At 44.6% G+C, this 26,332-nt stretch carries 26 protein-coding genes, 1 other RNA gene and 1 pseudogene; 13 read left to right on the forward strand and 15 right to left on the reverse strand.

Annotation, left to right across the window (positions count from 1 at the left end; translation table 11 throughout):
• Positions 1–157: pseudogene (locus IM473_RS00005) on the reverse strand (flagellar assembly protein H); the annotation flags it as partial.
• Positions 158–488: 331 nt separating this feature from the next.
• Here IM473_RS00005 and IM473_RS00010 point away from each other — a divergent pair.
• Positions 489–1,379 carry an alpha/beta fold hydrolase gene (locus tag IM473_RS00010; protein WP_287657481.1) on the forward strand — a complete coding sequence of 297 codons (891 nt, stop codon included), beginning with the start codon at positions 489–491 and terminating at the stop codon, positions 1,377–1,379.
• Positions 1,380–1,606: 227 nt separating this feature from the next.
• On the opposite strand, the gene IM473_RS00015 is transcribed toward IM473_RS00010, so the two are convergent.
• Positions 1,607–2,437, reverse strand: coding sequence for a hypothetical protein (locus IM473_RS00015; RefSeq protein WP_287657483.1), 831 nt, complete (start codon positions 2,435–2,437; stop codon positions 1,607–1,609).
• 569 nt (positions 2,438–3,006) lie between these two features.
• Between IM473_RS00015 and IM473_RS00020 the strand changes: the two genes are divergently transcribed.
• Entirely contained in the window at positions 3,007–4,047 is a 1,041-nt protein-coding gene (locus IM473_RS00020; protein ID WP_287657485.1) for an adenosine deaminase, read from the forward strand.
• Between the two features lie 90 nt (positions 4,048–4,137).
• Here the strand turns inward: IM473_RS00020 and IM473_RS00025 are convergent, their stop codons facing one another.
• Both IM473_RS00025 and IM473_RS00030 read right to left on the reverse strand, forming a co-directional pair.
• Positions 4,138–4,545, reverse strand: a complete 408-nt coding sequence (locus IM473_RS00025) for an MAPEG family protein (RefSeq protein WP_002783727.1) — start codon at positions 4,543–4,545, stop codon at positions 4,138–4,140.
• An 8-nt stretch (positions 4,546–4,553) separates the two neighbouring features.
• On the reverse strand, positions 4,554–5,060 hold the full coding sequence (locus tag IM473_RS00030) for a hypothetical protein (RefSeq protein WP_002741066.1): 507 nt from the start codon (positions 5,058–5,060) through the stop codon (positions 4,554–4,556).
• A gap of 207 nt (positions 5,061–5,267) precedes the next feature.
• Between IM473_RS00030 and IM473_RS00035 the strand changes: the two genes are divergently transcribed.
• Positions 5,268–6,509, forward strand: a complete 1,242-nt coding sequence (locus IM473_RS00035; protein ID WP_287657486.1) for a GNAT family N-acetyltransferase — start codon at positions 5,268–5,270, stop codon at positions 6,507–6,509.
• Positions 6,509–6,988: a Holliday junction resolvase RuvX gene (gene ruvX / locus IM473_RS00040; RefSeq protein ID WP_287657487.1), complete on the forward strand. Its 480-nt coding sequence runs from the start codon at positions 6,509–6,511 to the stop codon at positions 6,986–6,988. The genes IM473_RS00035 and ruvX overlap by 1 nt, the downstream gene beginning before the upstream one ends.
• A 63-nt stretch (positions 6,989–7,051) precedes the next feature.
• On the opposite strand, the gene apcB is transcribed toward ruvX, so the two are convergent.
• From apcB to IM473_RS00070, 6 genes are all read right to left on the reverse strand, one after another.
• Positions 7,052–7,561 (reverse strand): allophycocyanin subunit beta, encoded by a 510-nt coding sequence (apcB, locus tag IM473_RS00045; RefSeq protein WP_502845919.1) that lies wholly within the window; start codon positions 7,559–7,561, stop codon positions 7,052–7,054.
• Between the two features lie 182 nt (positions 7,562–7,743).
• Positions 7,744–8,883, reverse strand: a complete 1,140-nt coding sequence (gene proB, locus IM473_RS00050) for a glutamate 5-kinase (RefSeq protein ID WP_287657489.1) — start codon at positions 8,881–8,883, stop codon at positions 7,744–7,746.
• Between the two features lie 28 nt (positions 8,884–8,911).
• Positions 8,912–10,876 carry a single-stranded-DNA-specific exonuclease RecJ gene (gene recJ, locus IM473_RS00055; RefSeq protein WP_287657491.1) on the reverse strand — a complete coding sequence of 655 codons (1,965 nt, stop codon included), beginning with the start codon at positions 10,874–10,876 and terminating at the stop codon, positions 8,912–8,914.
• A 165-nt stretch (positions 10,877–11,041) separates the two neighbouring features.
• Positions 11,042–11,683: a hypothetical protein gene (locus IM473_RS00060; RefSeq protein WP_287657493.1), complete on the reverse strand. Its 642-nt coding sequence runs from the start codon at positions 11,681–11,683 to the stop codon at positions 11,042–11,044.
• A complete protein-coding gene (locus tag IM473_RS00065) occupies positions 11,680–12,141 on the reverse strand; it encodes a hypothetical protein (RefSeq protein WP_287657495.1) in 462 nt (153 codons plus the stop codon). Before IM473_RS00065 ends, IM473_RS00060 begins: the two co-directional genes overlap by 4 nt.
• Positions 12,142–12,215: 74 nt before the next feature.
• Positions 12,216–14,225, reverse strand: coding sequence for a GAF domain-containing hybrid sensor histidine kinase/response regulator (locus IM473_RS00070; RefSeq protein ID WP_287657496.1), 2,010 nt, complete (start codon positions 14,223–14,225; stop codon positions 12,216–12,218).
• Positions 14,226–14,431: 206 nt separating this feature from the next.
• Between IM473_RS00070 and psb32 the strand changes: the two genes are divergently transcribed.
• The 3 genes from psb32 (at position 14,432) to IM473_RS00085 (ending at position 16,900) form a co-directional block, all read left to right on the forward strand.
• Positions 14,432–15,115: a photosystem II repair protein Psb32 gene (gene psb32, locus IM473_RS00075; RefSeq protein WP_287657498.1), complete on the forward strand. Its 684-nt coding sequence runs from the start codon at positions 14,432–14,434 to the stop codon at positions 15,113–15,115.
• A gap of 144 nt (positions 15,116–15,259) precedes the next feature.
• Complete coding sequence (locus tag IM473_RS00080; RefSeq protein WP_287657499.1) at positions 15,260–15,859, forward strand: hypothetical protein; 600 nt, start codon at positions 15,260–15,262, stop codon at positions 15,857–15,859.
• A gap of 222 nt (positions 15,860–16,081) precedes the next feature.
• Positions 16,082–16,900, forward strand: a complete 819-nt coding sequence (locus tag IM473_RS00085) for a transglutaminase-like domain-containing protein (protein WP_287657500.1) — start codon at positions 16,082–16,084, stop codon at positions 16,898–16,900.
• A gap of 179 nt (positions 16,901–17,079) precedes the next feature.
• Here the strand turns inward: IM473_RS00085 and IM473_RS00090 are convergent, their stop codons facing one another.
• Positions 17,080–17,886 carry a DUF8623 domain-containing protein gene (locus tag IM473_RS00090; RefSeq protein ID WP_287657501.1) on the reverse strand — a complete coding sequence of 269 codons (807 nt, stop codon included), beginning with the start codon at positions 17,884–17,886 and terminating at the stop codon, positions 17,080–17,082.
• 77 nt (positions 17,887–17,963) lie between these two features.
• On the opposite strand from IM473_RS00090, the gene murG reads away from it, so the two are divergent.
• Complete coding sequence (gene murG / locus IM473_RS00095) at positions 17,964–19,037, forward strand: undecaprenyldiphospho-muramoylpentapeptide beta-N-acetylglucosaminyltransferase (RefSeq protein ID WP_287657503.1); 1,074 nt, start codon at positions 17,964–17,966, stop codon at positions 19,035–19,037.
• On the opposite strand, the gene IM473_RS00100 is transcribed toward murG, so the two are convergent.
• From IM473_RS00100 to IM473_RS00110, 3 genes are read right to left on the reverse strand one after another with little or no spacing between them, the layout of a single operon-like run.
• A complete protein-coding gene (locus IM473_RS00100; RefSeq protein ID WP_287657504.1) occupies positions 19,019–19,609 on the reverse strand; it encodes a Uma2 family endonuclease in 591 nt (196 codons plus the stop codon). The genes murG and IM473_RS00100 overlap by 19 nt on opposite strands.
• A gap of 35 nt (positions 19,610–19,644) precedes the next feature.
• Positions 19,645–20,505, reverse strand: coding sequence for a fructosamine kinase family protein (locus tag IM473_RS00105; protein ID WP_287657506.1), 861 nt, complete (start codon positions 20,503–20,505; stop codon positions 19,645–19,647).
• Between the two features lie 14 nt (positions 20,506–20,519).
• Positions 20,520–21,809, reverse strand: coding sequence for a M16 family metallopeptidase (locus IM473_RS00110; RefSeq protein WP_287657508.1), 1,290 nt, complete (start codon positions 21,807–21,809; stop codon positions 20,520–20,522).
• 349 nt (positions 21,810–22,158) lie between these two features.
• Here IM473_RS00110 and ssrS point away from each other — a divergent pair.
• The 3 genes from ssrS (at position 22,159) to IM473_RS00125 (ending at position 24,210) form a co-directional block, all read left to right on the forward strand.
• Positions 22,159–22,346, forward strand: a non-coding RNA gene (gene ssrS / locus IM473_RS00115) — 6S RNA.
• Between the two features lie 181 nt (positions 22,347–22,527).
• Positions 22,528–23,895 carry an NAD(P)/FAD-dependent oxidoreductase gene (locus tag IM473_RS00120; RefSeq protein WP_287657509.1) on the forward strand — a complete coding sequence of 456 codons (1,368 nt, stop codon included), beginning with the start codon at positions 22,528–22,530 and terminating at the stop codon, positions 23,893–23,895.
• A gap of 60 nt (positions 23,896–23,955) precedes the next feature.
• On the forward strand, positions 23,956–24,210 hold the full coding sequence (locus tag IM473_RS00125) for a hypothetical protein (protein WP_287657510.1): 255 nt from the start codon (positions 23,956–23,958) through the stop codon (positions 24,208–24,210).
• 100 nt (positions 24,211–24,310) lie between these two features.
• On the opposite strand, the gene ccmP is transcribed toward IM473_RS00125, so the two are convergent.
• Positions 24,311–24,952: a beta-carboxysome protein CcmP gene (gene ccmP, locus IM473_RS00130; RefSeq protein ID WP_002766539.1), complete on the reverse strand. Its 642-nt coding sequence runs from the start codon at positions 24,950–24,952 to the stop codon at positions 24,311–24,313.
• Between the two features lie 190 nt (positions 24,953–25,142).
• Between ccmP and IM473_RS00135 the strand changes: the two genes are divergently transcribed.
• Positions 25,143–26,189 (forward strand): glucokinase, encoded by a 1,047-nt coding sequence (locus IM473_RS00135; protein WP_287657511.1) that lies wholly within the window; start codon positions 25,143–25,145, stop codon positions 26,187–26,189.
• Complete coding sequence (locus IM473_RS00140) at positions 26,186–26,308, forward strand: hypothetical protein (protein WP_287657512.1); 123 nt, start codon at positions 26,186–26,188, stop codon at positions 26,306–26,308. The genes IM473_RS00135 and IM473_RS00140 overlap by 4 nt, the downstream gene beginning before the upstream one ends.
• The last annotated feature ends 24 nt before the right edge of the window (positions 26,309–26,332 follow it).

The following is a 26,332-nucleotide window of genomic DNA, read 5'->3' on the forward strand; positions in this document are numbered from 1 at the left end:
CTTCCGTGACATCGGTAAATACTTCTTTGTCTAAAAAAGTAATCGAGTCCCTATCTAAATAATCGATCAATTGAGGAAAAAACAACTCAATAAATTCGACAAAAAAGGTCGAGATTAACTCCTTAAATAAGCGATCATGGTCAATATTATTAGTCATGTAATATCATCTTAACTAATCTGAGCGATGAATGACTACTCTTCTCTATTATATTCTGAGAAGTCGGTTTTGGCAAAGGATTGTTATGACCTTACCCCTTTAACCTACTTTCCGCAAAAAACCCCACAGAAAATGGGTTTCTTCAAGAAACCCGTTTTCTAGGTGACTTAATACTTCTTTCCAGGGTTCATCATAATTGGCGGTTGTTGGGTTCATTTGAGATGAACTATGACGGGATTTGGCATCATCCCCAGACGATTAGTTAAGCCGCCAGTTAACCTGACAGTATATATTAAGAAAAGCAACAAATACTTTACAGATAAACAAAAATATGCAACAAATTCTAGGATTAGAGACACAGGCAAAAATTTGGCATTGGCGGGGATTCAAAATCACCTATCAATGTGCGGGGGAGACGGGACCTGCGATCGTGCTTGTGCATGGATTTGGGGCATCTTGGGGACATTGGCGGAAAAATATCCCCGTTTTAGGCGAAAAATGTCGCTGTTTTGCCCTAGATTTAATTGGTTTTGGCGGTTCCGACAAACCCGAACCGCAAAAGGAGATCGATTACACTTTCGAGACTTGGGGGGCGCAGATTGCCGATTTTTGTCGGGAAGTGGTGGGGGGTCCCGCTTTTTTGGCGGGTAATTCCATCGGTTGTGTGGCCATTATGCAGGCTGCCGTCGATCATCCCGATTTTGTCCTTGGGGTGGCGGCGATTAATTGTTCCCTCAGACTACTGCACGAAAGAAAACGGGGGAAATTACCTTGGTATCGTCGTTTAGGCGCGGATATTGCCCAAATAATTCTCAAAAATAAAGCAATTGGGGCTTTTTTCTTCCAACAGATCGCTAAACCCCAGACAGTGCGTAAAATTCTCCTGCAAGCTTATGGGCGCTCGGAAGCGGTAACGGAGGAATTAGTAGAAATAATCCTAAAACCCGCCAGAGATCAGGGAGCGATCGAGGTTTTCCTCGCTTTTACCGGTTATTCTGGCGGCCCACTCCCAGAAGACCTGCTGCCGATTCTCCCCTGTCCAGCTATTCTGCTTTGGGGTAGCGAAGATCCCTGGGAACCCTTGTCCTTGGGCCGGGAATTAGCAAGATTCCCGACAGTCAAACAGTTTATCCCCTTAGCCGGTTTAGGCCACTGTCCCCAGGATGAAGCCCCAGAAATAGTTAATCCGATTTTATTAGACTTCCTGCAAGCTCCTATCTAGGGTTTGCGGCAAAAAGTTTGTTGGTGGGGGTAGGGTGTGGGGTGTGGGGTGTGGGGTGTAGGGTTTTACCCATTTTCAGGCGGTCAATTACCTAATTTTCAGGGAAAAAGTCCCTGAATTTTCCCCCCAATCACTCCAATCACTGGTACTTTTTGATTTCAAAAAAGTCTAAAAATGTTATCCAACAAGGTTTTTAGATTTATTCAGCAAACCCTATCTAAGTCCCTCTAGTAACCGGAAGGCCGGGCATTAATGGGTTGTTGGATGGAGAAGCCTCGATTAGTACTTTGAGGGGGAACTTGATAGGGGGTGCCATTATTGTTAGGTGCCATTCCCTGATTGGGATAACCAGTGACGTTAGGTTGATTGCCGTAGACGGGGGACTGATATACGGGGGGTTGATAATAGTTGGGTTGGTTGCTAGAGCCGGAGACCGGGTTAGAGTTGGTATTATTCCAGGAGGGTAGGGGCTGAGTATTTTGTTGATAAGGGGAATAATTTCCCTGGGGGTTGACTTGATTCGGGTTGCCCCCGGGGTTGAGATTAGGAGAATTATTCAAGTTAGTAGTCCGTGAGCGATTTTCGATTTCCCTTTGTAAAGGATAATTGCTATTGTTGCCACTAATCGGTTGCACTTGAATCGGTTGCAGAGTTTTACTAGCCTTCGGTGCCTGATTTTGCTTAGTCTGCGGCATTAACGGGGCGAATAAAGAGGGTTTCTGGTTGTTATTGGGATTAGTATTTAAAGGATTAAAAGGCTGCGGCGAGGCCGGTTCGTTCGGGGGAGCGGTATTATTATTGGCAGGAATGGCCGGCATTGTTGCAGGACTGGGGAGAGGAGCATCGGTCATCTGCTTAGTCTGGATTTCGCGTTCCTCCAAGGACATTCCTGGGGTATCTAATACCGAACCCAACCATTCAGGATTCTGTTGATATATCGAGAAACCAATTAGAGCCAAGGAAAATATTCCTAGCGGCAGCCAAAATAAAGGTTGGGCAAAGGGTTTTAATCCTGCCAAGAAATAGCGCATGGAAGAAGAATCTTTATAGTTACTCATACCGCTTCACCCTCTATAGGTTTTCCTCCATGCTATCAAATAATTAAGCAGTGATCAGTTATCAGTTATCAGTGATCGGTTACCAGTTATCAGCCATCAGCCATCAGCTTTTTTCTCGCCATCTCCCCATCTCCCATCTCCCCTGCTTCCATCTCCCCTGCTCCCCTTTCCCCATCTCCCATTTCTCTTCTCCCTTCCTTCTCGCCAATTCATAATAGACATCTCCAAAAATTACAACCTAGTCACAGCTTGCTTTTGTCCTGTGTACTAACCAACTGGTTCGATGGCTGGAATGTATATCTATCGTTGCTAATTCAATTTTACTGAAAAAATATGAGGCAATTAAAATCATTTTTATTCGGGTAGATTCCTTAACTAGAGAGACTTTTGGTCTTGAGATAATATTAGGTCGATGTCTAATTCATAATTCATAATTCATAATTCATAATTCCCTCTCCCCCCCACTGTTCACCGACTAGGTACTGATACTATTTGCGAGCAATTGTCAAACAATTGTAAAACTTCGTTATATTTAAGGAACATTTGAGAGACTAAGGAGCAGCGGAGTTGTGGCTTTATACGCAGATTTGCATCGCCATTTAGGGGGATCGGTAGTACCGAGAATTCTCTGGCGCTACTTTCACAGACATGAGCGGGATTTAGCGGACAAATTCCAGGAATACCCCGCTTTTGAGGAATTTTACACCCGCGAACGCAATAGTTTAGATGAGTATTTGGAATTACACACCCTCGTCGAAAGTGTTCAAACCGCCCAAACTTTGCCCTATTTTATCTATCGTCTGATTCGCGGCGCTTACATCTTCGAGAATCTTGCCTATTTAGAATTGCGCTATACTCCCTACTATCGCACCGACGAACATTTGAACCAAACAGAGCGAATCGAGCAAATGCGATCGATTGTCGAGATCGTTGGTCAAGCCTCGAAAATGAGCGAATATCCGATTATTACCAGTCAAATTCTCTGTATGCACTCGCGACTTCCCTACGAAGTCAACAAAGCGATCGTCGATCTTGCCCTAGAGATGAGAGAATACGTCTGTGCGATCGATATTGCTGGGGGTGATTCCTACTACCAAACTCGACTAGAGGAATTTGCTGGTTTATACAGTTATGCCAGGGAAAACGGTTTAAATACCACCGGCCATCTTTACGAAACAAAGGACGGTTGTTATCCCCAATTACTGCCCTATCTGCAAAGAATTGGTCACGGTATTCAAATTCCCCTACAATACCCAGAATTGCTGCCGGAAGTTGCCCGTCGTCATCAATGTTTAGAAGTCTGTCCCACCACCTATTTAAAAACCGGCACCCTTGAAAGTTTATCGCAATTAAAGATAGTCTTCGATCGCTGTTTTGAAGCGGGGGTTGATATTGCTATCTGTACCGATAATGCCGGTTTACACAATGTCCGGCTGCCCTTCGAGTACGAGAATTTACTCACCCTAGATGTGATCGATTTTCGACAATTACAAGCTTGTCAAGACGCGGCTTTTCGTCATGCTTTTGCCTGGCCCTATAGTCAAAAACCCGCCTCACTTTTAACCGGTTTGTTATCAGTGGATAATCCCAAATTACCGGTTTATCAGTAACAAAATTAACTTTAGTTCGGGTTAAGCAACTTCTTTACCGCTCCCGAACTATAGGGTTTTTCGACTCTCCTGCATGGGGTTTGGGGAATTCTACTGAATCTTGATTAAACTCAAGCCAAAGAGAGTATAAGTACAGAGAGAACCGAGACCGAACATCAGGGAACGAGCGATCGGGACATTAGTGATATAAAAAAGGGAAAATAAAAGCCGGAGGATCACGAAAGCGATCGCACAGTTAGCAGCCAGGGAGGAGGAGACTCCTGTAACGTAGGCCATGAGAGCGGCGGCACTATAGATCATAAAGGTTTCAAAACCATTTTGATGGGCCCAAGTTGCTCGTTTAGCGTAGTCTGGGAGTTGGTCGAACATTGCCCGGGGGGCGGAGGTATCGTAACCCACCTTAGCTCTAGCGTAAGCGACCAGCAGAAAAGGTAGATAGACAGAGATAGCGGCGGCCACTATCGAATAGAGAAGAATGGCACTGACGGAGAGATTCATCGCTGAATTTAGTCAAAATAAAATAGGGTAACTAGCTTGCGTTGATCTTCCGCTTCCGCGCAGGTTTGCAAAAGGGTTTGACTGTCGTGGAAAGCAAAACAGATTAACTGTTGACAACGATTGATAATCTCGCGATTACAGAGGCTGCTGGCTTCCCCTAGGGATAGATGGTCATTTTCGGGACATTCCACCAGATGGATAACCTGCTGGAGTTGTTCTTGGGATTCCAGGGGCTGGCGATCGAGACTTTGGGGTAAGATCACGGTTAACAGATTAGGATCTGCCCGCATTGCCCCCTTAATGACGGCGGAATTGGTTCCCGTCGCCCCGGAGGTCATAATCCGATTGCCCGCCAGCACGAGGGCATAGGCCATCATTTCGATCAATTGCTGGTGTGTGATGGGAACGTGACGGGAACCCAATAAAGCGACGCGCTTAGAACCGGTCTGCTGAATGGCGGCTAGTTCTTGAGCTAGAGTGTCTAGGGTGTTAGTGGTATCTACAGATTGACTCAAAGACTTTTACTGCAAATTCGGACTGATTAACCGTCCGTTATTGTAGCATCGAATTGTCATGATCAGAAATTTGGCCGGAAAACCTCATCTGCCGATCGAGGTGTCCTTTCGGGGGCCCCCTTGAGCCGTCAGAAATTGTTATTGGTGCAGAAGTGCCTCTAGATTCTGCTGTAAGATAGGTGCATAGACGATATTTACGCCACAGCCATGACCACTTCTCCTGTTCCCCAAGGGGACGATTTTAGGGATCTCCCGATCCGTCCCGTACAATATCGGGATTTGGAAGACATTGAAGCTTTAACCCTAGATGACTTCGATGAGGATATCGATCGTCGCGCCCAAAATTTCCGCACGCAGGTGCAACGGGTGCGTCCTTGGTTTGGGTTGTTTAAAATTCTCAGTCTTTTTCCCAATCCTCTCCAACACCGTTTTCATGTCTATGTAGCTGAGTCTACGGCGGATCGGGGAGAAGAAAGGAAAATTCGCGGGGCAATCCAAGTCACCCCTTTTAATAGTAGTCGCAGCACTTGGCGGGTGGAACAGGTGCGGGTGCATCCGGCGGAGTCTTTAAGCGAACCCAAGGGCATCGGGGCGCAATTACTGCGTTATTGTCTAGAAACGGTTTGGGAAGCCCGCACCTGGGTGTTAGAGGTTAATATCAATCAAAAGGACAGTTTGGCACTTTTCCGGCAACACGGTTTTCAGCCTTTGGCAGAATTAACCTATTGGTCTTTACCGCCGCAATTATTACAGGAATTGAGCAAACAAGAGGCAGATTTACCGAATTTACTGCCTGTGAGCAATGCTGACGCTCAATTACTTTATCAGTTGGATTGTGTGTCTATGCCGCCGCTACTGCGTCAGGTATTTGATCGCCATATCCAGGATTTTAAAATCAGTTTAGTTGATAGTTTGTTCGGTCGCTGTCAGAGTTGGTGCGGCGGTCCGCAAATTAGTCGCGGTTACGTTTTTGAACCACAACGAAAAGCGGCGATCGGTTATTTTGAATTAATCCTATCTAATCAGGATGAGCGACCCCATCAAGCGAAATTAATTGTCCATCCCGCCTACACTTGGCTCTATCCTAAGTTATTAATCCAGATGGCCCAGATCGCTCGCAAGTATCCCCCTCGATCGCTAGAGTTGATATCGGCTGATTATCAGCACGAAAGACGGGAATATCTGGAACAATTGGGAGCGATCCGCAGTTCCCACACCCTGATGATGTCGCGCTCGGTATGGCACAAAATCCGCGAAACTAAGCCGGAAAATTCCGCCCTAGCAGAAATGCTGCAGGGTTTACAATCGGTGCCGCGAACTCCCATCCCTAGTCGGATGTCTTGGTTAAAATGGCCCAATAATCCCCCCCTGGACTCCCTCGACAGTCCGGGGGAACTTCCCCCAGTTAAACCGCCCTCGGAACCCCCCGATCAGGGGCATCCAGTGTAATGGAAAGAGTCGCCGCCCTGGGCTTGGATATCGGCAAAAAACGGGTAGGAGTGGCAGGATGTGACGGTACAGGTTTAATCGCCACCGGTTTAACCACGATTATCCGTTCTTCCTTTGTTGCCGACTTAGCACAGTTTAAGGCAATTGTCAAGGAAAGAAATATTAAGATTTTGGTGGCGGGACTGCCCTATACCATGGCGGGAGAGTTGGGATTTCAGGCCAAACAGGTGCAAAAATACGCCGAGAAACTAGCCATCGCCTTAGATTTGCCCCTGGAATACATTGATGAGCGTTGCACGTCCCTAGAGGCAGAAGAATTCTTAAAAGCCAAAAAACAGTTTTCCTCTTGGGATAAGGGAGCGATCGATCGGGAAGCGGCGGCGATTATTTTACAACAATGGCTCGATCGCCGTCGGCGAGTTAATAATTCAGGAGACGGGAGACAGGAGACAGGAGACGGGAGACAGGAGACAAATTAATCAATACTCTTGCCTCTTGCCTGTTGCCCCTTGCCTTTCCTAACCGATAACTGATAACTGAATTTAAATAGAGACTTCGCTTAATTCACGAGTGAGATGATCAAAGGGTTCAGCGATCAAAGAGGTGTCGGCAATACCCGCCTCAGTAGCCATGGCTTGAATCATTTCGCTCATGATTTGGATACCGCGCACCGTCGGACCGATGGGGACACCGAGGGAATTATAGGTTTCCCGCAGTCCTTGCAGTACCCGCTCATCTAGAACATTAGTATCAGCAGCTACTAGGGCATAACTGGCATAGCGGAGATAGTAATCCATATCCCGCAGACAGGCAGAATAACGACGGGTGGTGTAGGCATTACCCCCAGCGCGGATCAATTCGGGAACTTCTTCAAATAGACGAATCGCCGCCCCACGCACGAGCGCCGCCGAATTAGCGTTAATGAGGGCGGCGGCAGCTAGACGGGCAGTTCCCGAGGCAAAATATTGTTTAAGATTATCGATCGCATCTCGATCGAGATAACGTCCGGTGACATCGTATTTTCTAATCAGGCTAGTTACCGCGTCTCGCATTATTAAGTTTCTCCCAACAGCAATAAAGACATTTTTGAGTTTCGCTTTATTTATAATCTCACAGGGTTGAACTTCGGGGGACATCCCCAGTCTAACTCTCTTGCTTGTCTAACAATTTGTTGTTTTTTTGAGACATTTCTTTACATTTAAGGCATTGGCTCGACCGCCTCTGGGTGGCGGAATTATCCCTTATTAGTCGAGGTAGTGGACGAGGCGCTCAAAATGACGAGATTATCCCGATGAATGATGGTTTCTGCGGCCATATAACCTAATAAACTGGCAATACGCTCGGAATGTTGACCTTTAACTCGATCGATCTCCTCACTACTATAATTAACAATTCCCCGGGCCAATTCCCGGCCTTCTTGATCGCACAATTGCACCGATTCCGAGGCGCTAAATTCCCCCTCCACTTTGGTGATCCCGGCCGCTAGGAGAGATTTTCCCCCCTGACAAATGGCTTGAATCGCCCCGGCATCGAGATAGATTTTACCCATGGGCATTAGTCCGTAGGCGATCCAGCGTTTGCGGGCGTTATCACTGCGTTTTTGGGCCTCAAAACGGGTTCCAATCGCCTCTCCTGCCATAATTTTTAAGATATTGCCGGGCTGCCGTCCCCTAGTAATCGCCATTTCTACCCCGGCGCTGGTGGCAATCCGGGCCGCTGCCAATTTAGTCGCCATACCCCCGGTCCCCCACTGACTGCCACTACTACCGGCATCGATCGATAGTTGCGCTAATTGCGCGGGAGTAACTCGGGCAATAGCCGCCGCTTCGGGAAATAGCCGCGGATCGGCACTGTAGAGGCGATCCACATCGGTGAGGATAAATAACCAGTCAGCCTCGATTAAACTGGCCACAAGGGCTGATAAAGTGTCATTATCGCCGAATTTTAACTCATCGATCGCCACCGTATCATTTTCGTTGACAATGGCAATTACCCCTAATTCAAACAAAGCCTGAAAAGTATTATAGGCGTTGACATAACAGGTGCGTTCCATCAATTCGGGACGGGTCAGCAGAATTTGGGCGATCGGTTGACCAAGACTGGTAAAGAGGTCATCATAGATCCGCATCAGACGACCTTGACCGACGGCGGCGATCGCTTGTTTGAGGGCGATTTTTTTCGGTCTTTCCTGTATTCCCAGACGACGGCAGCCCACCCCGACGGCCCCGGAAGATACTAATACCACCCGATGACCGGCAGCGCGCAACCGGGTGAGGACTTCCACTAAAGCGGCGATCGTGGAGAGGGATAATTGGCCGGTTTGATTATCGGTCAAACTGGAAGTACCGATTTTGATCACTATGGTTTGGTTCATCGTCAAGGCGCTTTTTTTGGAGGTGTTGCTAGATAGCCAAAGCTTTGATGGCAACTTTAATTAAAGTATAAAAACGGGGTTCAGTCACGTTGACTTCTCTAGCTTGTTGCCGATTTTTGCCTAATAAACCAATGCGCTGCCCTTTCTGCACGACTAAAATATCGCCCTGTTCATTTTTGATGCGAATCTCGTTTAAATCACCCCAAAAACTACATTGATACATTTTTTCGGCGTGCATAAAAATTGCTTTTTTAATATTATCATTTTCTTGGGGTAATCGTACTCCCACTAATTCAATTTCTATGGTTGTATTACTATTCCAGGTATTTTCTTTGAGTTTATAGGCAATATCCAAACGCGTTGGTAAAGGACAATATTCGCCCCAACGCCAAGCTAGGGCTTTAATTCTGGTATCATCCCTTTGAGCCAGCAATAATTTTAAATGATTTTTTCCGATAGTTTTCTGTTCTACTACTCGCACGTTAGGAGTCCAAAAAACGGGTAATTCATTGCCAATTCCCCAGGGTTGCAAACTATCAATTTGTTGAAAAAGTTGCAGGTTTATTTGTTTAAAGTCAATGATAGTATCAATTTTAATTAAAGGTTTTAATTGTTCTATTTGTAAAATTTTGTGAGAAAATTGACTTAATCTTTGTTTGAATGCTAGTAAATTAGCTGTGGGTAAACTAAAACCCCCCGCCATTTTATGACCGCCAAATTTTCCTAGTAAATCTTGGCAAAATTGTAGGGCTTCAAAAACGTGAAATTCTTCAATTCCTCTGGCAGAACCGCGAATTTTACTAGCATATTCTTCCTCGTAAGTACCAATAAAAACCGGCACTCCGTAGCGTTCCACCAAACGGGAGGCCACAATACCAATTACCCCATGATGCCAATCTTTTTCGACTAATACTAAAACTCGATCTTTTTGCCAAAGAATCGGTGTTTCTTCGACTAATTTAATCGCTTCTTCTTCAATTTTTTCGCACAACTCTTGACGGGTACGATTAATTTGTTCGCACTGCATCGCTCTTTCTAAGGCAATTCCCGCATCATCGGTGGTTAATAATTCAATAACTATCTGGGGATCGCCAATTCTGCCAATTGCATTAATTCTCGGTCCCAATTTAAAGCCAATATCATCCGGTTGTAATTGCTTTTGTTCCTCGCTAATTCCCGCTATTTGCATCAGGGATTGAATCCCGACTAATTGAGATTTGGGTAATTTTCTTAAACCCCGTTTTAACCAGCGACGATTTACCCCGATTAATGGGGCTAAATCTGCTATAGTGCCTAGGGTAAATAATGCTAATAATGACTCGGTTAATCCCTGTAATTTACCCATTTTTTGGGCAGTTGTCACCGCTAAAATATAGGCGACTCCCACCCCCGCTAATCCCTGATAGGGAGAGTTAGAGGTTAATAATTTTGGGTTGAGAATAGCGGAGGCATTCGGTAAAATTGGCGGCAGATCGTGATGATCGGTGATAATAACTTTTAATCCTAATTCTATCGCTAGGGCGATCGGTTCGTGAGCGGAAATGCCATTATCAACGGTGAGAATTAATCCGACTCCCGACTCGGCAAATTCTTCGACAATGCGCTGATTAATTCCGTATCCCTCTTTCATGCGACTGGGTATGGCATGATTTACCCTAGCACCGAGATGTCTCAAGGCTCTTAACAGTAAAGATGTACTGGTCATGCCGTCGGCATCGTAGTCCCCACAGATAGCAATTTTATCGCCCCTAGCGATCGCTTTTACTAATAAATTGACACTTTTTTCTAAGTCGGGAAATTCTCCCAGGGGAGAGGGTAAGGTATCCACTTCAGGATCTATATAAGTTTTAGCTAATTCGGGGGTATCAATACCGCGATTAATTAAGATAGTTGCTAATAAGGATGATAGTCCCATTTCTCGCGCTAACCCCTCGATTTTTTCGGGATTAGTCGCGGCAATATACCAGCGTTGGATGGGATATTTGTAGTCCATTTTTTCTCAAACAAAAAGGTAGTGGATTGTTTCAGCTAATTTGGTGTATTAGAAAAATGCTAGAAATTCTATAATCTAAGACTTTAAGCCGAAATCTATTGCCCTATTTTAGCTGAAACAGTCCAGTAGGGTGCGTTAGGGCAGCGTAACGCACCAAAAACAAGGTTAAAAGCGGATTTGGATGGCCCCAGCGGGAGGTTGAAAGGGGAGATTATTATTATTAATTCTCAGGGGAGAACTGGGTATTACCTGCACATTTGGGGTGGTGGGTTGACTTTCGTTGGTACTCAGTAAAGTCAATTGATTAATACTAGAATTAATCGCAAATTGTTGGGTAATGACTCCCGACGGACAACAGGAAGGATCCCGGGGGAGAAATCTTCTCATGTTGACGGTGATCATACCATCTTTAGTGCTAAGATTATCGACAATTACTCGATCGGCTAACAGGACAGTATCGGTGTTAGTGGCACTACCGTTATTATCGATCACTAGGGCTAAATAATGTAATTGCTGTTGCTCTCTGGTAATCACTCTTAAGACGACAATACCATCAGTCCTTTGATCATTATTATAGTCCCCCATCAAAGCTTCTCGGCTGACTTGCACTCCTAAAATCGGTCCCTCATTGGATTGAAAAATACCATCGCTGACAATTACGGAACCCCGATTAGGAATGTTATAGACGGTATTTCTTAAATTATCGACGCTCAGGGGTGTAGATTGGGCAAGTAAGGGCAGAGAATTATTTAATAATAAACTGATACCCAGGAGAATAGACTGAGGTAAAATTGCTAATTTAATCATGGTTTTGATGGGTTGGGTATATTTTCTTGAGTATCGAATAACTGCACGTTATTGATGGTACAAACCATCCCCTGTTGTGCTGCTAATTTATCTCGCCATTGGCTTAATTGTTGTTGACCATTACTACCATTTAACCAGTAAACTGTCAAGAGGCCGAGGGTTTGTTCTGGTTCACAGGAAAAGCCGAGAGTTTTATCGGGTATGTCGGTATTTCCCTCACGACATTGCCAACCTTGTTTTTCAATTAATTCTTTCCAACTTTTCTCTTCTTTGGCAGCCACGGCAATGCGTTGATCTCCTTGGTTACAAACCCAATTTTTCTGCTGGGTGGGATCATTCGGTAGATCACCAAGATTGGGGGAATTTTGCTTAATTGGGGGCAGCGAGGGGACTTGAGCATGAACGGAAAAAATCGGTAGTATTAAGAAAGTACCGATGAGCGTTTTTAACAGTTTCATCCTTTAAAATTGCCATATTTAGAGATTTATGCCTTTAGAATATCACGTTTTTGAGGTATGGATAAAATACTCTCTTAAGATATGTTTAAATCTTTAATTATGGTTTCGATCGCATCAAAGGAAAATTCTCCGGCTAACTGTTGTAAACCTTGGGCAAGGGTAGCATAATCGGGGGGAATTTCTGCGGTTAGGGCGATAATTTTTTCATCATCACATTCTCGTGCCGCTTGTTGCAATTGTCTAATCCAGTCGGGACTGATTAATTTTAATAGGGATTGCAGGGAATCGAGGAAAACTGGCGAATAATTGGGCTGATTTGGCTCATTATCGGCATAAATATATTTTAATCCTAAATATTCGCCCATTTTTTGCCAAATAACTTCCTCTCGGAAAGGTTTACGCACGAAATCATCACAACCGGCGGCAATAACCAGAGCGCGATCCTCTTCAAAAGCACTGGCAGTTAGGGCAATTATTACCGTTTTTCCGCGATTATCAGCCTCTAACCGCCGAATTTCCCTAGTTGCTTCGTAACCGTCCTTTACTGGCATTCTCATATCCATCCAGATAAGATGCGGTTGCCATGCTTGCCAAATTGCGATCGCTTCTTGACCATTAGCGGCCTCTTGCACGGATAATACTAGGGTAGTCAGGAGTTTCAGCAACAGCAAACGGCTTTCCGGTCGATCATCGACGACTAATATGCGATATTTAGGCTGATTTTCCGCTAAAGCGATAACTTTTGCCCTATTGGTTTCGGTTTTAATCTCATTTTCCCCCACCAAACCCACCTGAATATCAAAACTAAAAATACTTCCTTGACCCAGAATACTACTAACTCCGATCGCACCCCCCATCAACTCAACAAATTTTTTACTGATAGGTAAACCCAATCCTGTCCCCTGTTGGGATTTTCGTCCCGTTTCTGTTTGGTTAAAGGGTTGAAATAGCTTATAAATCTCCTCTGGAGCGATTCCTAGGCCTGTATCTTCAATTTCCCAGAGCAATCGCTGATAATCTTCTCTTTTCTCCCCTAATTTTACCCGGAGAGTCACCCCTCCTAACTCAGTAAACTTCAATCCGTTACCCAAGAGATTGATTAACACCTGTCGCAATTTACTTTCATCAGTACATATATATTGAGGCAGATCGGAGCTGCGATCAAAAATTAAGCTTAAAGCTTTTGCCTGCGCTTGTGGGCGGAGCATTTCGGCAATATTATCTAAAAGAGCGTATAAATCGAAATTACTAGGATTAAAAACCGTTCTTCCCGCTTCTATCTTCGACATTTCTAGAATATCGTTGATTAACTCTAATAAATGTTCTCCGCTACGATTGACAATTTCCAAATATTGGCGATATTCACTGCTGATGCTGCTATCCCGGGATATTAAGCGAGTAAAACCCAAGATAGCATTAAGAGGAGTGCGTAATTCGTGGCTCATGTTAGCTAGAAACTCACTTTTAGCTTTATTTGCCTTAACTGCCGCTTCTTTAGCCTCTTTTAATCCTTTTTCCGCTTCATATCTACTTTGTGCGATCGCAATTAATTCTCCCAGCAACCGGACAAAGGTGACATCTTCCCTTGTCCATTGCTTTTCTGCACTTGCATCCAATCCCAGATAACCCACCGTTACCCCATAACTATCCCACATGGGAACGATTAAGAGACAGGGAGTAGGACTATGAGCGAGAATAGTTCTTTCAGGGATAGCAGTAGCGGGTAAATCGTCTAAAGAGTTCAGTTTAACTGGAATACCGTTTAATAATTGTTCAGAAAACCAGGGAAAGGTTTCCGTCGAGAGATTTTGTGATTGTTCCCGAATCGGGATAACTTGCGGATAGTCGGGGTGACAGTATTCATAAACCATACTCCACTGCTGACGACAGGTGGAATATTGAATAATGTAACAGCGCGCACTCTGGGTAAATTGACAGAGCAGTTCTAGGGTATGATCGATCGCCAAGTGGATATCTTGAGAAATTAGTAATCTTGTCACCCGTGAGAGCAAATTATCGCGATAGGCCTGCATTTCTAGGGCTTTTTCCCGTTTTTTAGACTCTAGTTCCTCAAAATCACTCATAATCAGTTATCAGTTATCAGTTATCAGTTAAAAGGGTTTGGGTGTTGGGGTTTTAGGGTTTGAGGGTATTAGTTGAATTTCCCCATCACCCCACTTCCCCACTTCCCCACTTCCCCACTTCCCCACTTCCCCACTTCCCGTCTCCCGACTCAAAAAACAGTAAACTTTTCCCCTATTATGTTCTATAGGAATTTTACCGAATCAATATGCTCAAATTATTAGCTTCTCTCCTTCTCTCCTGCTGTGTAGCCTTGGGTGTTTCCCTATCACCGGCTGCTGCCATGGGAGTCTATGACCTCCCCATTTTAAACCCCGGAGCGCCCACTTATGTGGTCGATCCCGTTGCGGCCATTAGTGCCGCTAACGAAGGAAAATTAAATAAAGATCTGAAAAATCTCGCCGAAAAAACCGGACAGGAAGTGAGAATGGTGGTAGTCCGGCGCTTGGATTACGGTCAAAAAATTGACAATTTAGCCGATGATATCCTGAGAGAATGGTATCCTAACTCCGAAGATCGTGCCAATCAAACTATCATCGTCCTTGATACTTTAACCAATAAAACTGCTATGCGGGTTGGGGAGGAAGCAAAACCCCTATTAACCGATGCTATTGCCGATAGTATCCTCTCGGAAACTATGGCAGTTCCCCTCAAAGATGGGGGAAAATATAATCAAGCTTTACTCGATGCTAGTCGTCGTCTAACGGCGGTACTTTCTGGAGAAGCGGATCCCGGACCGCCGGAAGTAGCGACAATTAATATCGAAAGTACTTTTACTACCGCAGAAGAAACTGACGATAAAAACGCCACGATTTGGGTGATAGTTTTACTGGTTTTAGCCACAGTAATCCCGATGGTTACCTATTTTTGGTACGCTGGTTTTGGTCGATAAATTAAATTAATGATCTGGGACTGATACAGCTAAAATATTCTCAGAGATAGCTCAATTCTCAGCCTGTATGAGCAAGATAAAGTAACTTCTGGTAGTAGATTTTAGTTGTGTCAGTTTACCACATTTGCTTAACCTTAATAACTAATGTCTAGACTGGTAAATAAATTACAATCCTATTATCGAGAGGAGGAAGGAACTTACTTAATTGAAATTAAACTTAATCAGTTACAGCAAGTCTTTAATTCTCTCGATCCTTCGCCATTTTTAGATAGAGATTTAGACGATAACGCCGAAAACTATATTATTAACTCTGTGGATGAATTCCCCCTAAATACCCCCCTTAAATTAGTCTTTTATCTTCCTAGTAACGAACAGAATACCGCCCGACATCTGCTACCCTCAGCTTTACATAATTATTTTGACTATCGCCAACAGGGAGAACAAAGAAAATTACGCACAATTTGGCGACAGGGACGCGTATCTTTGATAATTGGTCTCTCCTTTCTTTTTGTTTGTTTGAGTCTCAGCGAATTAATTAGTCGTTTTGGCACCGATACATTTATTCACTTCTTAGAAGAAGGATTATTAATTAGTGGTTGGGTGGCCCTCTGGCGACCTTTAGAAATTTTTCTTTACGAATGGTGGCCCGTCAGTCATCAACAAAAGATTTTTGCTAAACTGGCCTACATCCCCATTGAAATCCGTCTCTTAGAGGAACCATCCACCCCAGACTCTTTTCGATAGAGCTAATCCTCCTGATGGCTTGTCTTCAAAGTTACAAAGCTTTTAGTTGAGGCGGTTTATAATAAAAGTAACTCTGTACAAAGCTTATCGGTTTTCAGCCTGGCTATTACTTTCTCCTCAAACTTTTAACTAAGTAGTCGGGCCTAACTTTTTTCAATCTGGCGATTATTGGCGTTTCATCTCTACCAATCCTGACAAAATTTCATTTAGATAGGAGTCCTAATGTTAATCCATGTTGGTTATGAATTTGGCTTTGATGCACCCTTACCCGTGGTCATGTTGTTAAAACTTTATCTACACCCCTCAATTTTAAATCAAGTTAGACAATCGGAAAATTTGCAGGTGGAACCGGCAACAAAAATAGAAGAATTTTTAGATAGCTTCGGTAATCGAACCAGTCGTCTAATTTTACCCGACGGACAGATACGCATTCACAATGAAGCCGTTATCGAGAATGAATGGCAACCCGACATCGTTAATTGGAATGCCCAAGAAATTCCCTTAACAGAGTTACCAACCCAAGTTTTTCCCTACCTAATGAGTAGCCGTTATTGTGAAGTAGATTTGCTTTCGGAAATTGCCTGGGAACTTTTCGGACAAACTCCCCCCGGTTGGGCAAGGGTACAAGCGGTTTGTGATTGGGTTCATAGTCACATTCGTTTTGGTTACGAATACGCGCGGGTGACGAAAACCGCCTATGATGTCTATCGGGAAAGAACGGGGGTTTGTCGCGATTTTAACCATCTAGCTTTGACTTTTTGCCGTTGTTTAAATATTCCCGCCCGTTATGCCTCTGGATATCTCGGAGATATCGGTATTTCTCCCCAACCTCTACCGATGGATTTTAGTGCTTGGTTTGAAGTTTATTTAGACCATCAATGGTACACCTTTGATGCTCGTCATAACACCCCCAGAATCGGGCGGATTTTAATGACTCGCGGCTTAGATGCCGTGGATGCTTCCCTAACAACTTCTTTTGGTCAAGTAAATTTAACAAAATTTAAAGTATGGACGAGCGATGTTTCCCACCTCTATGCTTAATCAGAGTATTTATTAAACCTCTTGCATAATTAATTTTTGAGGGTTCAAAAACGGCAAAAATAAGGATTAAATTGCCTGAAAGTGCCAGCCCTTGGAGTGAAAGGGGGGAATAAAACCCTACACCCTACACCCCACACCCCACCAACAAGCTTTTTCAGCAAACCCTACTTAGATAAAAATTACTTTTCTACCTTAACCCGTTGAGTAACGACAACAATCCCATCTCCTTGGATTAAAATCGCCGATAACCAACGATTTTCCGGTGTTGCCGGCGCTTTTACCCGCTTAAATAAACCGCCGGACTGTAATAATTCCAATTCTAGAGGCTTTGTATTAATATAGCGCTCAATATCTACTTTTTCATCGATCGCCGTTCCGGCCAATAAATCATCCCCTAAAGGTTCGCGGACAATCACATCAAAATCAAATTCTTCACCCACTTTCACCCTTTCCGGAATTCTCACTTGAATACTGGGGGGATTTTTGCCGGTGCTTAACTCAACTCTCTCGCTTAAAATCTCCTGATAAACCAGTTTATTACCTTGAAATTGTTGACGAGAACGAATAGTAGCATTCATTCTCACCACTCGTCCCTGCACCTTTCCCGTCCCGGTAATTTTAGTAATTGTATTGGCCGTTAACTTATCACCAGAACGACTCCAAGATTCGAGAGTCGTGGTGTATTGTAGATTGTTATAACGTTCCCAAAAATGAGTTAAAGCCTTTTTAGTTTTTTCGTAGGTCAAGCCATCGGAGTTAGTAAATTTCGGACTATAAAACTCCATTAATTGCTTGATATCTCGCTCATTAGCGGCCGTTTCGATTTTGGAGATAAGGGTTTTTAAATTAGCTGGAGCAGTTTCTGGCTTTTCGGCTCGCAGGCCGGTAGCAAGGGCAAAAGTTAACCCCAAACCTAACAGCAACGATAGGGAAAAATTGAGGGATTGACGAAAAAATTTATCGGGGATTGTGTTCAAGTTACGCATTAGTGATAGTTTGTGTAAGGATCGATAACTATGGTAGATTATTTCATTCTAGGACTGAATTTACCCTCTCTCGAATTATGGCACGCACTCCAACCCGTCTATTGATTGCCGCTAGTGGTACTGGTGGTCATTTATTTCCCGCCTTGGCCCTGGCCGAGCGCTTGCCAGATTATGAGATTGAATGGTTAGGAGTTCCAGACCGTCTGGAACAGTCCTTAGTTCCAAAAACCTATCCCCTGCACACCATCCCCATTGAGGGATTTCAAACCCGTTTGGGGTTAAAAACTCTCAAGATTCTGTTCGGTCAACTGCGGGCCATTTGGCAGGTGCGTAGTTTAATCAAAAAACGTCAGATAGCGGCAGTTTTTACCACCGGGGGTTATATCGCAGGACCGACCATTTTAGCGGCTCGTTTAGCCAATATTCCCGTCATCCTACACGAATCTAACTACATACCGGGCAAAGTCACTAAAGTTCTCGGTCGCTGGTGTGATACGGTTGCCCTCGGTTTTCAGGGAACCGCCAGCTATTTACCCGGCACTCGCACCACTTGGGTTAGTACACCAGTACGCGAGCAGTTTCTCATTCCCCAGTCCCTAGATTTACCGATTCCAGAGGATGCTTTTTTAATTGTCGTTGCCGGTGGTTCTCAAGGGGCCGTGGCTCTTAATCAACTTGTGCGACAAAGTGCTCCCCAATGGTTAGAAAAAGGCATTTATATCGTGCATCTCACGGGAGAAAACGACCCCGAAGCGGATAGTTTGCGCCATTCTAACTATTTTTCCCGGCCTTTTTACAACAACATGGCGGGACTATGGCAAAGAGCTAATCTGGCTATCAGTCGCTCCGGTGCCGGCACTTTAACAGAATTAGCGATCACTTGTACGCCTTCGATTTTAATTCCCTATCCTTTTGCTGCCGAAGACCATCAGTTTTATAATGCCCAAGTTTTCGCTGAAGCTCAAGCCGCTTATCTTTATCGTCAAAATGAGTTAACTGCTCAGTTTTTAAGCGAATTAGTCCTCGATTTATGGTCTAATCCCGAAAAATTGGCCGCCATGGCTCAACAAGCTTCCCATCTAGCTATTAGTGACAGTGCCGATTTATTAGCCGATTTGTTGAGAAGAAAGAGTCACAAAGATAGTTTTTGAAACAAATCGGCCACGGGAAAAGTGAACCCCGGAACCACATCTTCCCCCTCCAAAAAATCTCCTGATATTAATAATCCCTGCGGTTCGTACCCGGAACGATAAACTAAAACATAGTGTTGACCTGGACTGATAACCCAGAGCAAACGAGTCCCATTGGCAAAATATTCGGCAATTTTGTCCTCGATTTCTGCCACTGTATTCCCCGGAGAGAGAATTTCTACCACTAAATCGGGCCCACCTTCTAAAAAACCCGTCGGCAATTCTTCCAATCCTTGCAGACGTTCCTTAGCAAAAAAAGCTATATCAGGAGAACGTTTATTGCCATTTTTCATAGTAAAAGCAGTGCTGGATTCCAATAATACCCCTAGTTTTCGAGATGTTACTAAAGCGAATAAAGCAGCACTTAAAATAATGGCAATATAACCGTGTAAAGCCCCAGAATTGCCCAGATTAACTAACTCTCCCTTGACCAATTCGTAACGACTACCATCGTCAGGTAACGCCATAAATTCTGTATTAGTCCATACTTTTGTCTCTGGAGTTTTAATCACAGTAGTTTCTCGAATAGACATAATTTATCCTCGGTAAATATTCACAAGTAAAACCCTTAAAGAATTTCCTGTAACATCCGGTTGGCCTGGGAAGCGTAACCACCACCAAATAAATTAAAGTGATTGAGAATGTGGTAGAGATTGTAAAGAGTTTTGCGCTTTTGATAACCGGCATCGAGGGGGAAAACATCGTTATAACCCCGATAAAAAGCCGCCGGAAAACCGCCAAAAAGTTCCGTCATGGCTAAATCCACCTCCCGGTCTCCCCAATAGGTGGCCGGGTCTAAAATTACCGGTTCCCCATCGACGGTAATGGCCGCATTTCCCGACCACAAATCACCATGGACGAGGGAGGGATGGGGTTGATGCTGACTCAAAATCTCGCTAATAGCGGGAATAACTTGATCCTCGTCGGGAAAATTACCCCCGCGCTCCTTCGCAAGTCTTAATTGATAGCCAATACGCTGATGAGCGAAAAAATCCGCCCAATTGTTACTAATAGTATTAATCTGGGGAGTAGAACCAATGGTATTATTACAATGCCAACCAAAGCGATCGGATAGGGAAACTTGATGTAAATGAGCTAAATTTCGCCCCATTTTTTCCCAGCTTTGACTATCGCCACCGCCGAATTCTAGCCACTCTAGAACTAAATAACTAGATTTATCGGCAATTCCCCAACAAATTGGCTCCGGAACCCTGATAGTCTTGGTAGCGTGAATTTGCTTTAATCCTAAAGCTTCGGCGGCAAACATGGCCTCTTGGTTCGCTTGGTTAATCTTAACGAAATAAATTAAACCATTGCCACTGACGGCATAACCCTGATTGATACAGCCACCACTAACGGGACGACTTTTCTCGATTTCAAAAGGTTTTTCCGTGGTTTGGGCAATATGTCGAGCAATTTGAGTCCACATAGGTTGTTTACTGATTACTGAATTGGTCTTACCACCACCACACCGTAAGCGTGGGGATTTAAATACTCTTGACAGGCATTTTGAATATCCTCTAAAGTGAGGGCTTCAATGTGTTGGGGATAACAAAAAGCCGGTTGTAAATCACCGATCTGAGTATGATAATAACCGTAAAGGTTAGCTCGATCGCTCGGTCTTTCATTGCTAAAAATAAACCGATTGGCCACTTGGGTTTTGACTCGTTCCAGTTCAGAAACTGTCACGGCTTCCTGTTGGATTTGTCTAATCTGTGCTATGGCCTCCCTCTCCACTTGCTCGATATTTTCCGAGGCTAATTGGGCCGACACGGAAAACACTCCTTGCACTGCTTGGGACATATTACTGGCAGTTATTTGGGAAACTAAGCCCTTTTCTTGGCGCAGAGACTGAAATAATCGCGATACCTTGCCCTGACCCAGAATAGCCGCTAAAACATCGAGAGGATAGGTTTTTTCTAAGTCTCTCAACCCCGGCACTTTCCAAAATAGGATTAAGCGGGCCTGCTGCAAATTTTCATCCTCGTATTCTTGACGGATAATCTCGTTAAAAGGAGCTTCGGGCTGTAGATTGGCGATAGGATGGGAAATCAGCCCAGAATTGCCCTTAATGCCTAAAGTATCTAAAGAATCGCTCACAATAGCCATTAAATCATCTACAGGCAAATTACCCACCACTGCCACCGTCATCCATTCGGGACGATACCAAGTCCGATGAAAATCGCGCATTTGTTGAGGAGTAAGATTTTCAATCACTGCCGTCGGACCCAACACCGGACGACGATAGGGTAAAACTTGAAAACAGGTCTCCATGGTGCGATAAAAAGTGCGACGACGGGGATTATCCTGAGAACGACGAATTTCTTCTAAAATAACCTGTCTTTCCCGCTCAAAAGCTTCATCGGGAATTAAAGCTTCTAAAACCACTTCTAGCTGCAGCGGGGCCAGATGGGCGAAGTCCTGCGGGGCAGTGGTAATGTAATAATGGGTGTATTCTTGGCTAGTAGCGGCATTAGTCACCGCTCCCCTCGATTCGATCGCCCGTTCAAATTCACCACTGTCTAAGTTACGGGTTCCCTTAAAAACCATGTGTTCAAGAAAATGAGCCATCCCATTGATCTGATCCGATTCTAAGGCCGAGCCGACCTGCAGCCAGACATTGAGATTAACCGCTTCTACCGGTTGACTTTCGGCAATAATCGTTAAACCATTGGCAAGACGGTGCAGAATCGGAGTGTTGAGCGTGGCAGGTTTCCCTAGGATAGCCGTCATTCTTTATTAGTCCTCGGTAATCACTCTGGCAAAAATTGTCACTTTTCTCTATTGTAGTCCCAGACTTTCAGAGAGCAAACAAGATCAGGTGTTGGGTGTTAGGATTCAGGAGGCAATAGGCAATAGGCAATAGGCAATAGGCAATAGGCAATAGGCAATAGGCAATAGGCAATAGGCAATAGGCAGCTTTATTCTCCCATCTCCCCACTTCCCCAATTCATAATTCATAATTCCCCATCCCCCCACCCCCCACCTCCCCACCTCCCCACTTCATAATTCATAATTTATAATTCATAATTCATAATTCTCCTCTTGCCTCTGAGAAAAAAAAATGCTATGATCGAACTAAATCGGGCTTCTACGTTGGTGACTGCCTTTCAAGTTTTTTGATCTATGCTTGATTGTGATAAGGGAGCGAATAACCAATTCGTGTGGTAGTAAACCGAGCTTGTACTCGGAAACAGAAACGCGGAATATAAGTTCCCACCTGGTTAACCCAGGTCATAAACTTAGGTAAAACGGCGTAGCGGTCTTTTCAAGTTTTTCGAGCAGATCAGAGTCCCTGTACTTTTTTGGTTTTGCCTTCCGCGCTGGCCAAAAAAGCGCTGATTTATATTTTTTCTAGGTTAAAGACTGCTGTTTTCGGTAACGCTTGTCACCGCTAAATTGTGACAATCCGGACTACACTAGGGAAAAATTTATGAATTATTGTTAAGCAATGACTGAAAAACAGCCAAGAGTTGTTATCATCGGCGGCGGATTTGCGGGTTTATACACGGCCAAAGCCCTAAAAAACGCCCCCGTTCATGTTACCCTCATCGATAAGCGAAATTTCCATCTTTTTCAGCCCCTCCTCTATCAAGTCGCTACTGGGGCGCTGTCTCCGGCCGATATCTCCTCACCTTTGCGCTTAATCCTACGGGGTCATGACAATACAGATATTCTCCTCGATCATGCCATAGATATAGAGCCGGTTAAGGGAGAAGTGATCTTGGAAGATCACCCGCCGATCGCCTACGATCAGTTAGTCATTGCCACGGGAGTCAGTCATCACTATTTTGGCAATGATCAATGGCAGCCCTACGCTCCCGGGTTAAAAACCATTGAAGACGCAGTAGAAATGCGTCGTCGCATCTATCTCGCTTTCGAGAAGGCCGAGAAAGAAATCGATGCCGAAAAGCGGCAAGCTTTATTAACTTTTGTGATTGTCGGTGGCGGACCGACGGGGGTAGAATTAGCAGGAGCGATCGCTGAAATTGCCCACGGTGCGCTTAGGTCTGATTTCCACCAGATTAACCCCACAGAAGCGAAAATTTTGCTCTTAGAAGGGATGGATCGGGTATTACCCCCATATTCACCCGATTTATCCGCTAAAGCTGCCGCTTCTCTCATAAAATTAGGGGTGACAGTGCAAACTAACAGCATCGTTACCAATATTGTTGAAGGTTGTGTCACGGTCCGTCAGGGAGAAAAGACGACAGAAATCGCCGCCGAGACAATTTTATGGGCAGCAGGGGTCAAAGCATCGAGAATGGGGCGAATTTTGGCCGAAAGAACCGGGGTAAATCTTGATCGCGTCGGCCGGGTAATCGTTGAACCCGATTTAAGTATCGCCGGTTATGGCAATATTTTTGTGATCGGGGATCTGGCTAATTTTGCCCATCAGGGAGATAAACCTTTACCCGGAATTGCCCCCGTGGCCATGCAGGAGGGCGAATATCTGGCCAATTTATTAATTTCTCGCCTAAAAGGGCAAACTATTCAACCTTTTCATTATATCGATCGAGGTAGTCTGGCAGTGATCGGCCAAAATGCGGCCGTGGTTGATTTGGGATTTGTCAAGTTTTCTGGGTTCATCGCTTGGTTAGTCTGGGTTTGGGCCCATATTTACTATCTGATCGAATTTGATAATAAATTAGTGGTGATGGTGCAATGGGGTTGGAATTATTTTACCCGCGGTCGTGGCGCTCGTTTGATTACGGGAGAGGGGCAGAATTTAGCCTCGGGACAATTGCCGCAAAATAACGGCCAAAATAATAATCTGGCCGTTTCTAACCAGACGGAAACTCTCTCTGCGCGATCGTGAAAGGGTGAAAAAATAGCCGTGATTATCTAGTTATCAGTTAGCCGGTAAGAACAATCGATCATGAAAATAGAACATCCTAACAGTCTGGAAATTACCCCAGAGGAAAGCCAAGAATTAGAATATTTACGAGTTAAAATTGAACGAGCGATCAAAGATGGTGTGATCACAAGAATAGAATTTGAATCGATTAAAATGATCATGTTTTCTAACAAGAAAAACAATCCCGACCAAATCCTCCGGCAAGTGACACTCTATCGCCATTTAGTCGTTGAAAAACTTAATAATGGCGAACTAATTTTTGAATCTCCCCAATAGGGCGAAATTTCCTTTTCAGCTATTTAGTATACAGCAAACCCTAATTAGACATATCTAACCACCTCTTGCCTTTTGCCTTCTGCCTTTTGCCTTCATTAGCTTATTCTTTTTTGTCGCTACCCGGAAAAGCTCGACCTTGAATATTTTCTAAAGCTGAAACTGCCGCTCGGGAACCGGCGATAATATCCCGTTCTTCTCCCCCTAAATATAAGCGGCCAAAACTGCCCACGGAAGTAACGTGTAGGATATTAATTAAAGCGGCTTTTTCGGCCTGATTAGCGGCAAGGGAAGCGTAGGCGGCTGGTTGCACTTCTAAAACGTATAAAGTCTGTCCTGCCATTAACATCATACCCCGAGAACTACGGTTAATTAATTGGGCTTGGTAAGCGTCAATGTTGCGAATAATTTGGCTAGAAACAATTTGCGGTTTCAGACAATCGCGCTGACTAACGCCTAAATACTGCAAAATTGCCTGACCGGCCGCCCTTACCTCTCCCTGACTGCTAGAATGGAGTTCTAAGAGTCCGTAGAGTCGTTCTACGAATAGAACCCCCGGACGAACCACGGCGGATTTGAGGGCAATATCGGTGATGCGATTAATCTCGATGCCGGGGGAAATTTCAATCCAGAGGGAAGCATCCCCGGGTAAGGGTAAAAATCCTTGGGCGACTGTACCGATGTAAGCGGCGTGTTGAAGCTGTAAATTGTCAAGATAAACGTAACTGCGAAGTTCTACACCCAAGCTAATTTCTCCCTCTTTCTGTCCTCTGGCAAATCCCCATTCCAACCCCGGAGCGACGATTAATCAATCCTTAATTAGGGCTTAGGAATTATCATCTTTAACTATAGTATAGAATCGGCTGCCCTTAAATTTGCTGGGGAGAAGCGGTAAAAAAACTATAATTATGAGGACAAACTGAGGGAAAACCAACATGACGATTCTTTTAGGGGGAGATATCGGGGGAACTAAAACAATCCTGCGTTTAGTGGATTGCCAAAACTCATCGGATAGTCCCCAACCCCTGCTAACTACTCTCGATCAAGAAATTTATCCTAGTGAACAATACCCCGATCTGGTGCCGATCGTCCAGCAGTTTTTGGACCGACAAACCACTATTCCCCCGGTGGCAAAAGCTTGTTTCGGTATTGCCGGTCCAGTGGTTAACAATAGTTCCGAATTGACCAATTTAAGTTGGTCCCTAACTGGCGATCGCCTAAGCCGCGAGCTGCAGATTGAGCGGGTAAAATTAATTAATGATTTTGCGGCGATCGGTTATGGGGTGTTAGGATTAGCCCCAGAGGAGCTGCACAATCTACAGTCGGCCCCCGCAGTACCAGAGGCCCCGATTGCGGTTATCGGTGCGGGAACTGGGTTAGGAGAGGGTTTTTTGATCCCTGTCTCGAAGGGTACATATCGGGTGTTTGGTAGTGAGGGTTCCCACGCCGATTTTGCCCCTCGATCGAGTTTAGAATATCAACTATTAAATTATCTCTTGGAACTCTATAATATCGAGCGCATTTCGGTGGAGCGAGTGGTTTCCGGTCCTGGAATCACTTCTATCTATCGATTTCTCCACGATAATAACTATAGTCAGTCATCACCAGCCATGGCGGAAATTTACCGCACTTGGTTAGCAGAAATGGGTAAACCGCAAAAAACCGTGGATTTAGCGGCTAAAATTGCCAGTTTTGCCCAAGATAACTCGGATTATCTCTGTTATCAAACCATGAAAATCTTTGTCGAGGCCTACGGTGCGGAGGCGGGCAATTTAGCCCTCAAATTGCTTCCCTACGGAGGATTATACATCGCGGGGGGGATTGCGGCCAAAAATCTTCCCCTAATGACCGAGGGGAGCTTTATGAAGGCTTTTCGGGCTAAAGGTCGGATGGCAGAGCTATTAAGCAATATTCCCGTCCATATCGTCCTTAATGCTCAAGTGGGACTGATGGGGGCGGTTTACTGTGCTAGTCAGCTATGAGCGAGGGTTTACTGGAGATGGCTAGGGATTATTTTCAGAATATTATCGCCCCGCAAGCGGCCTGGATTGCTCTTTATTGGCCTTGCCTGTTGCCGATGAGTTCAGATCAAAAGGATTAAAAATTATGGCTCTCCTAGACTGAG

The sequence above is a fragment of the Microcystis sp. M015S2 genome (assembly GCF_020245945.1).
Lineage (GTDB): Bacteria > Cyanobacteriota > Cyanobacteriia > Cyanobacteriales > Microcystaceae > Microcystis.

Coding starts and splice junctions, on each gene's coding strand:
- IM473_RS00025 (WP_002783727.1), bottom strand. CDS start 4,545: ATGAATCTCTCCGTCAGTGCCATTCTTCTCTATTCGATAGTGGCCGCC.
- IM473_RS00070 (WP_287657496.1), bottom strand. CDS start 14,225: ATGAGTGATTTTGAGGAACTAGAGTCTAAAAAACGGGAAAAAGCCCTA.
- IM473_RS00105 (WP_287657506.1), bottom strand. CDS start 20,505: ATGTGGACTCAAATTGCTCGACATATTGCCCAAACCACGGAAAAACCT.
- apcB (WP_502845919.1), bottom strand. CDS start 7,561: ATGCGAGACGCGGTAACTAGCCTGATTAGAAAATACGATGTCACCGGA.
- psb32 (WP_287657498.1), top strand. CDS start 14,432: ATGCTCAAATTATTAGCTTCTCTCCTTCTCTCCTGCTGTGTAGCCTTG.
- IM473_RS00010 (WP_287657481.1), top strand. CDS start 489: ATGCAACAAATTCTAGGATTAGAGACACAGGCAAAAATTTGGCATTGG.
- IM473_RS00100 (WP_287657504.1), bottom strand. CDS start 19,609: ATGTCTATTCGAGAAACTACTGTGATTAAAACTCCAGAGACAAAAGTA.
- ruvX (WP_287657487.1), top strand. CDS start 6,509: ATGGAAAGAGTCGCCGCCCTGGGCTTGGATATCGGCAAAAAACGGGTA.
- IM473_RS00135 (WP_287657511.1), top strand. CDS start 25,143: ATGACGATTCTTTTAGGGGGAGATATCGGGGGAACTAAAACAATCCTG.
- IM473_RS00120 (WP_287657509.1), top strand. CDS start 22,528: ATGACTGAAAAACAGCCAAGAGTTGTTATCATCGGCGGCGGATTTGCG.
- IM473_RS00110 (WP_287657508.1), bottom strand. CDS start 21,809: ATGACGGCTATCCTAGGGAAACCTGCCACGCTCAACACTCCGATTCTG.
- IM473_RS00015 (WP_287657483.1), bottom strand. CDS start 2,437: ATGAGTAACTATAAAGATTCTTCTTCCATGCGCTATTTCTTGGCAGGA.
- IM473_RS00085 (WP_287657500.1), top strand. CDS start 16,082: ATGTTAATCCATGTTGGTTATGAATTTGGCTTTGATGCACCCTTACCC.
- proB (WP_287657489.1), bottom strand. CDS start 8,883: ATGAACCAAACCATAGTGATCAAAATCGGTACTTCCAGTTTGACCGAT.
- IM473_RS00090 (WP_287657501.1), bottom strand. CDS start 17,886: ATGCGTAACTTGAACACAATCCCCGATAAATTTTTTCGTCAATCCCTC.
- IM473_RS00125 (WP_287657510.1), top strand. CDS start 23,956: ATGAAAATAGAACATCCTAACAGTCTGGAAATTACCCCAGAGGAAAGC.
- IM473_RS00060 (WP_287657493.1), bottom strand. CDS start 11,683: ATGATTAAATTAGCAATTTTACCTCAGTCTATTCTCCTGGGTATCAGT.
- IM473_RS00140 (WP_287657512.1), top strand. CDS start 26,186: ATGAGCGAGGGTTTACTGGAGATGGCTAGGGATTATTTTCAGAATATT.
- IM473_RS00065 (WP_287657495.1), bottom strand. CDS start 12,141: ATGAAACTGTTAAAAACGCTCATCGGTACTTTCTTAATACTACCGATT.
- IM473_RS00080 (WP_287657499.1), top strand. CDS start 15,260: ATGTCTAGACTGGTAAATAAATTACAATCCTATTATCGAGAGGAGGAA.
- IM473_RS00035 (WP_287657486.1), top strand. CDS start 5,268: ATGACCACTTCTCCTGTTCCCCAAGGGGACGATTTTAGGGATCTCCCG.
- recJ (WP_287657491.1), bottom strand. CDS start 10,876: ATGGACTACAAATATCCCATCCAACGCTGGTATATTGCCGCGACTAAT.
- murG (WP_287657503.1), top strand. CDS start 17,964: ATGGCACGCACTCCAACCCGTCTATTGATTGCCGCTAGTGGTACTGGT.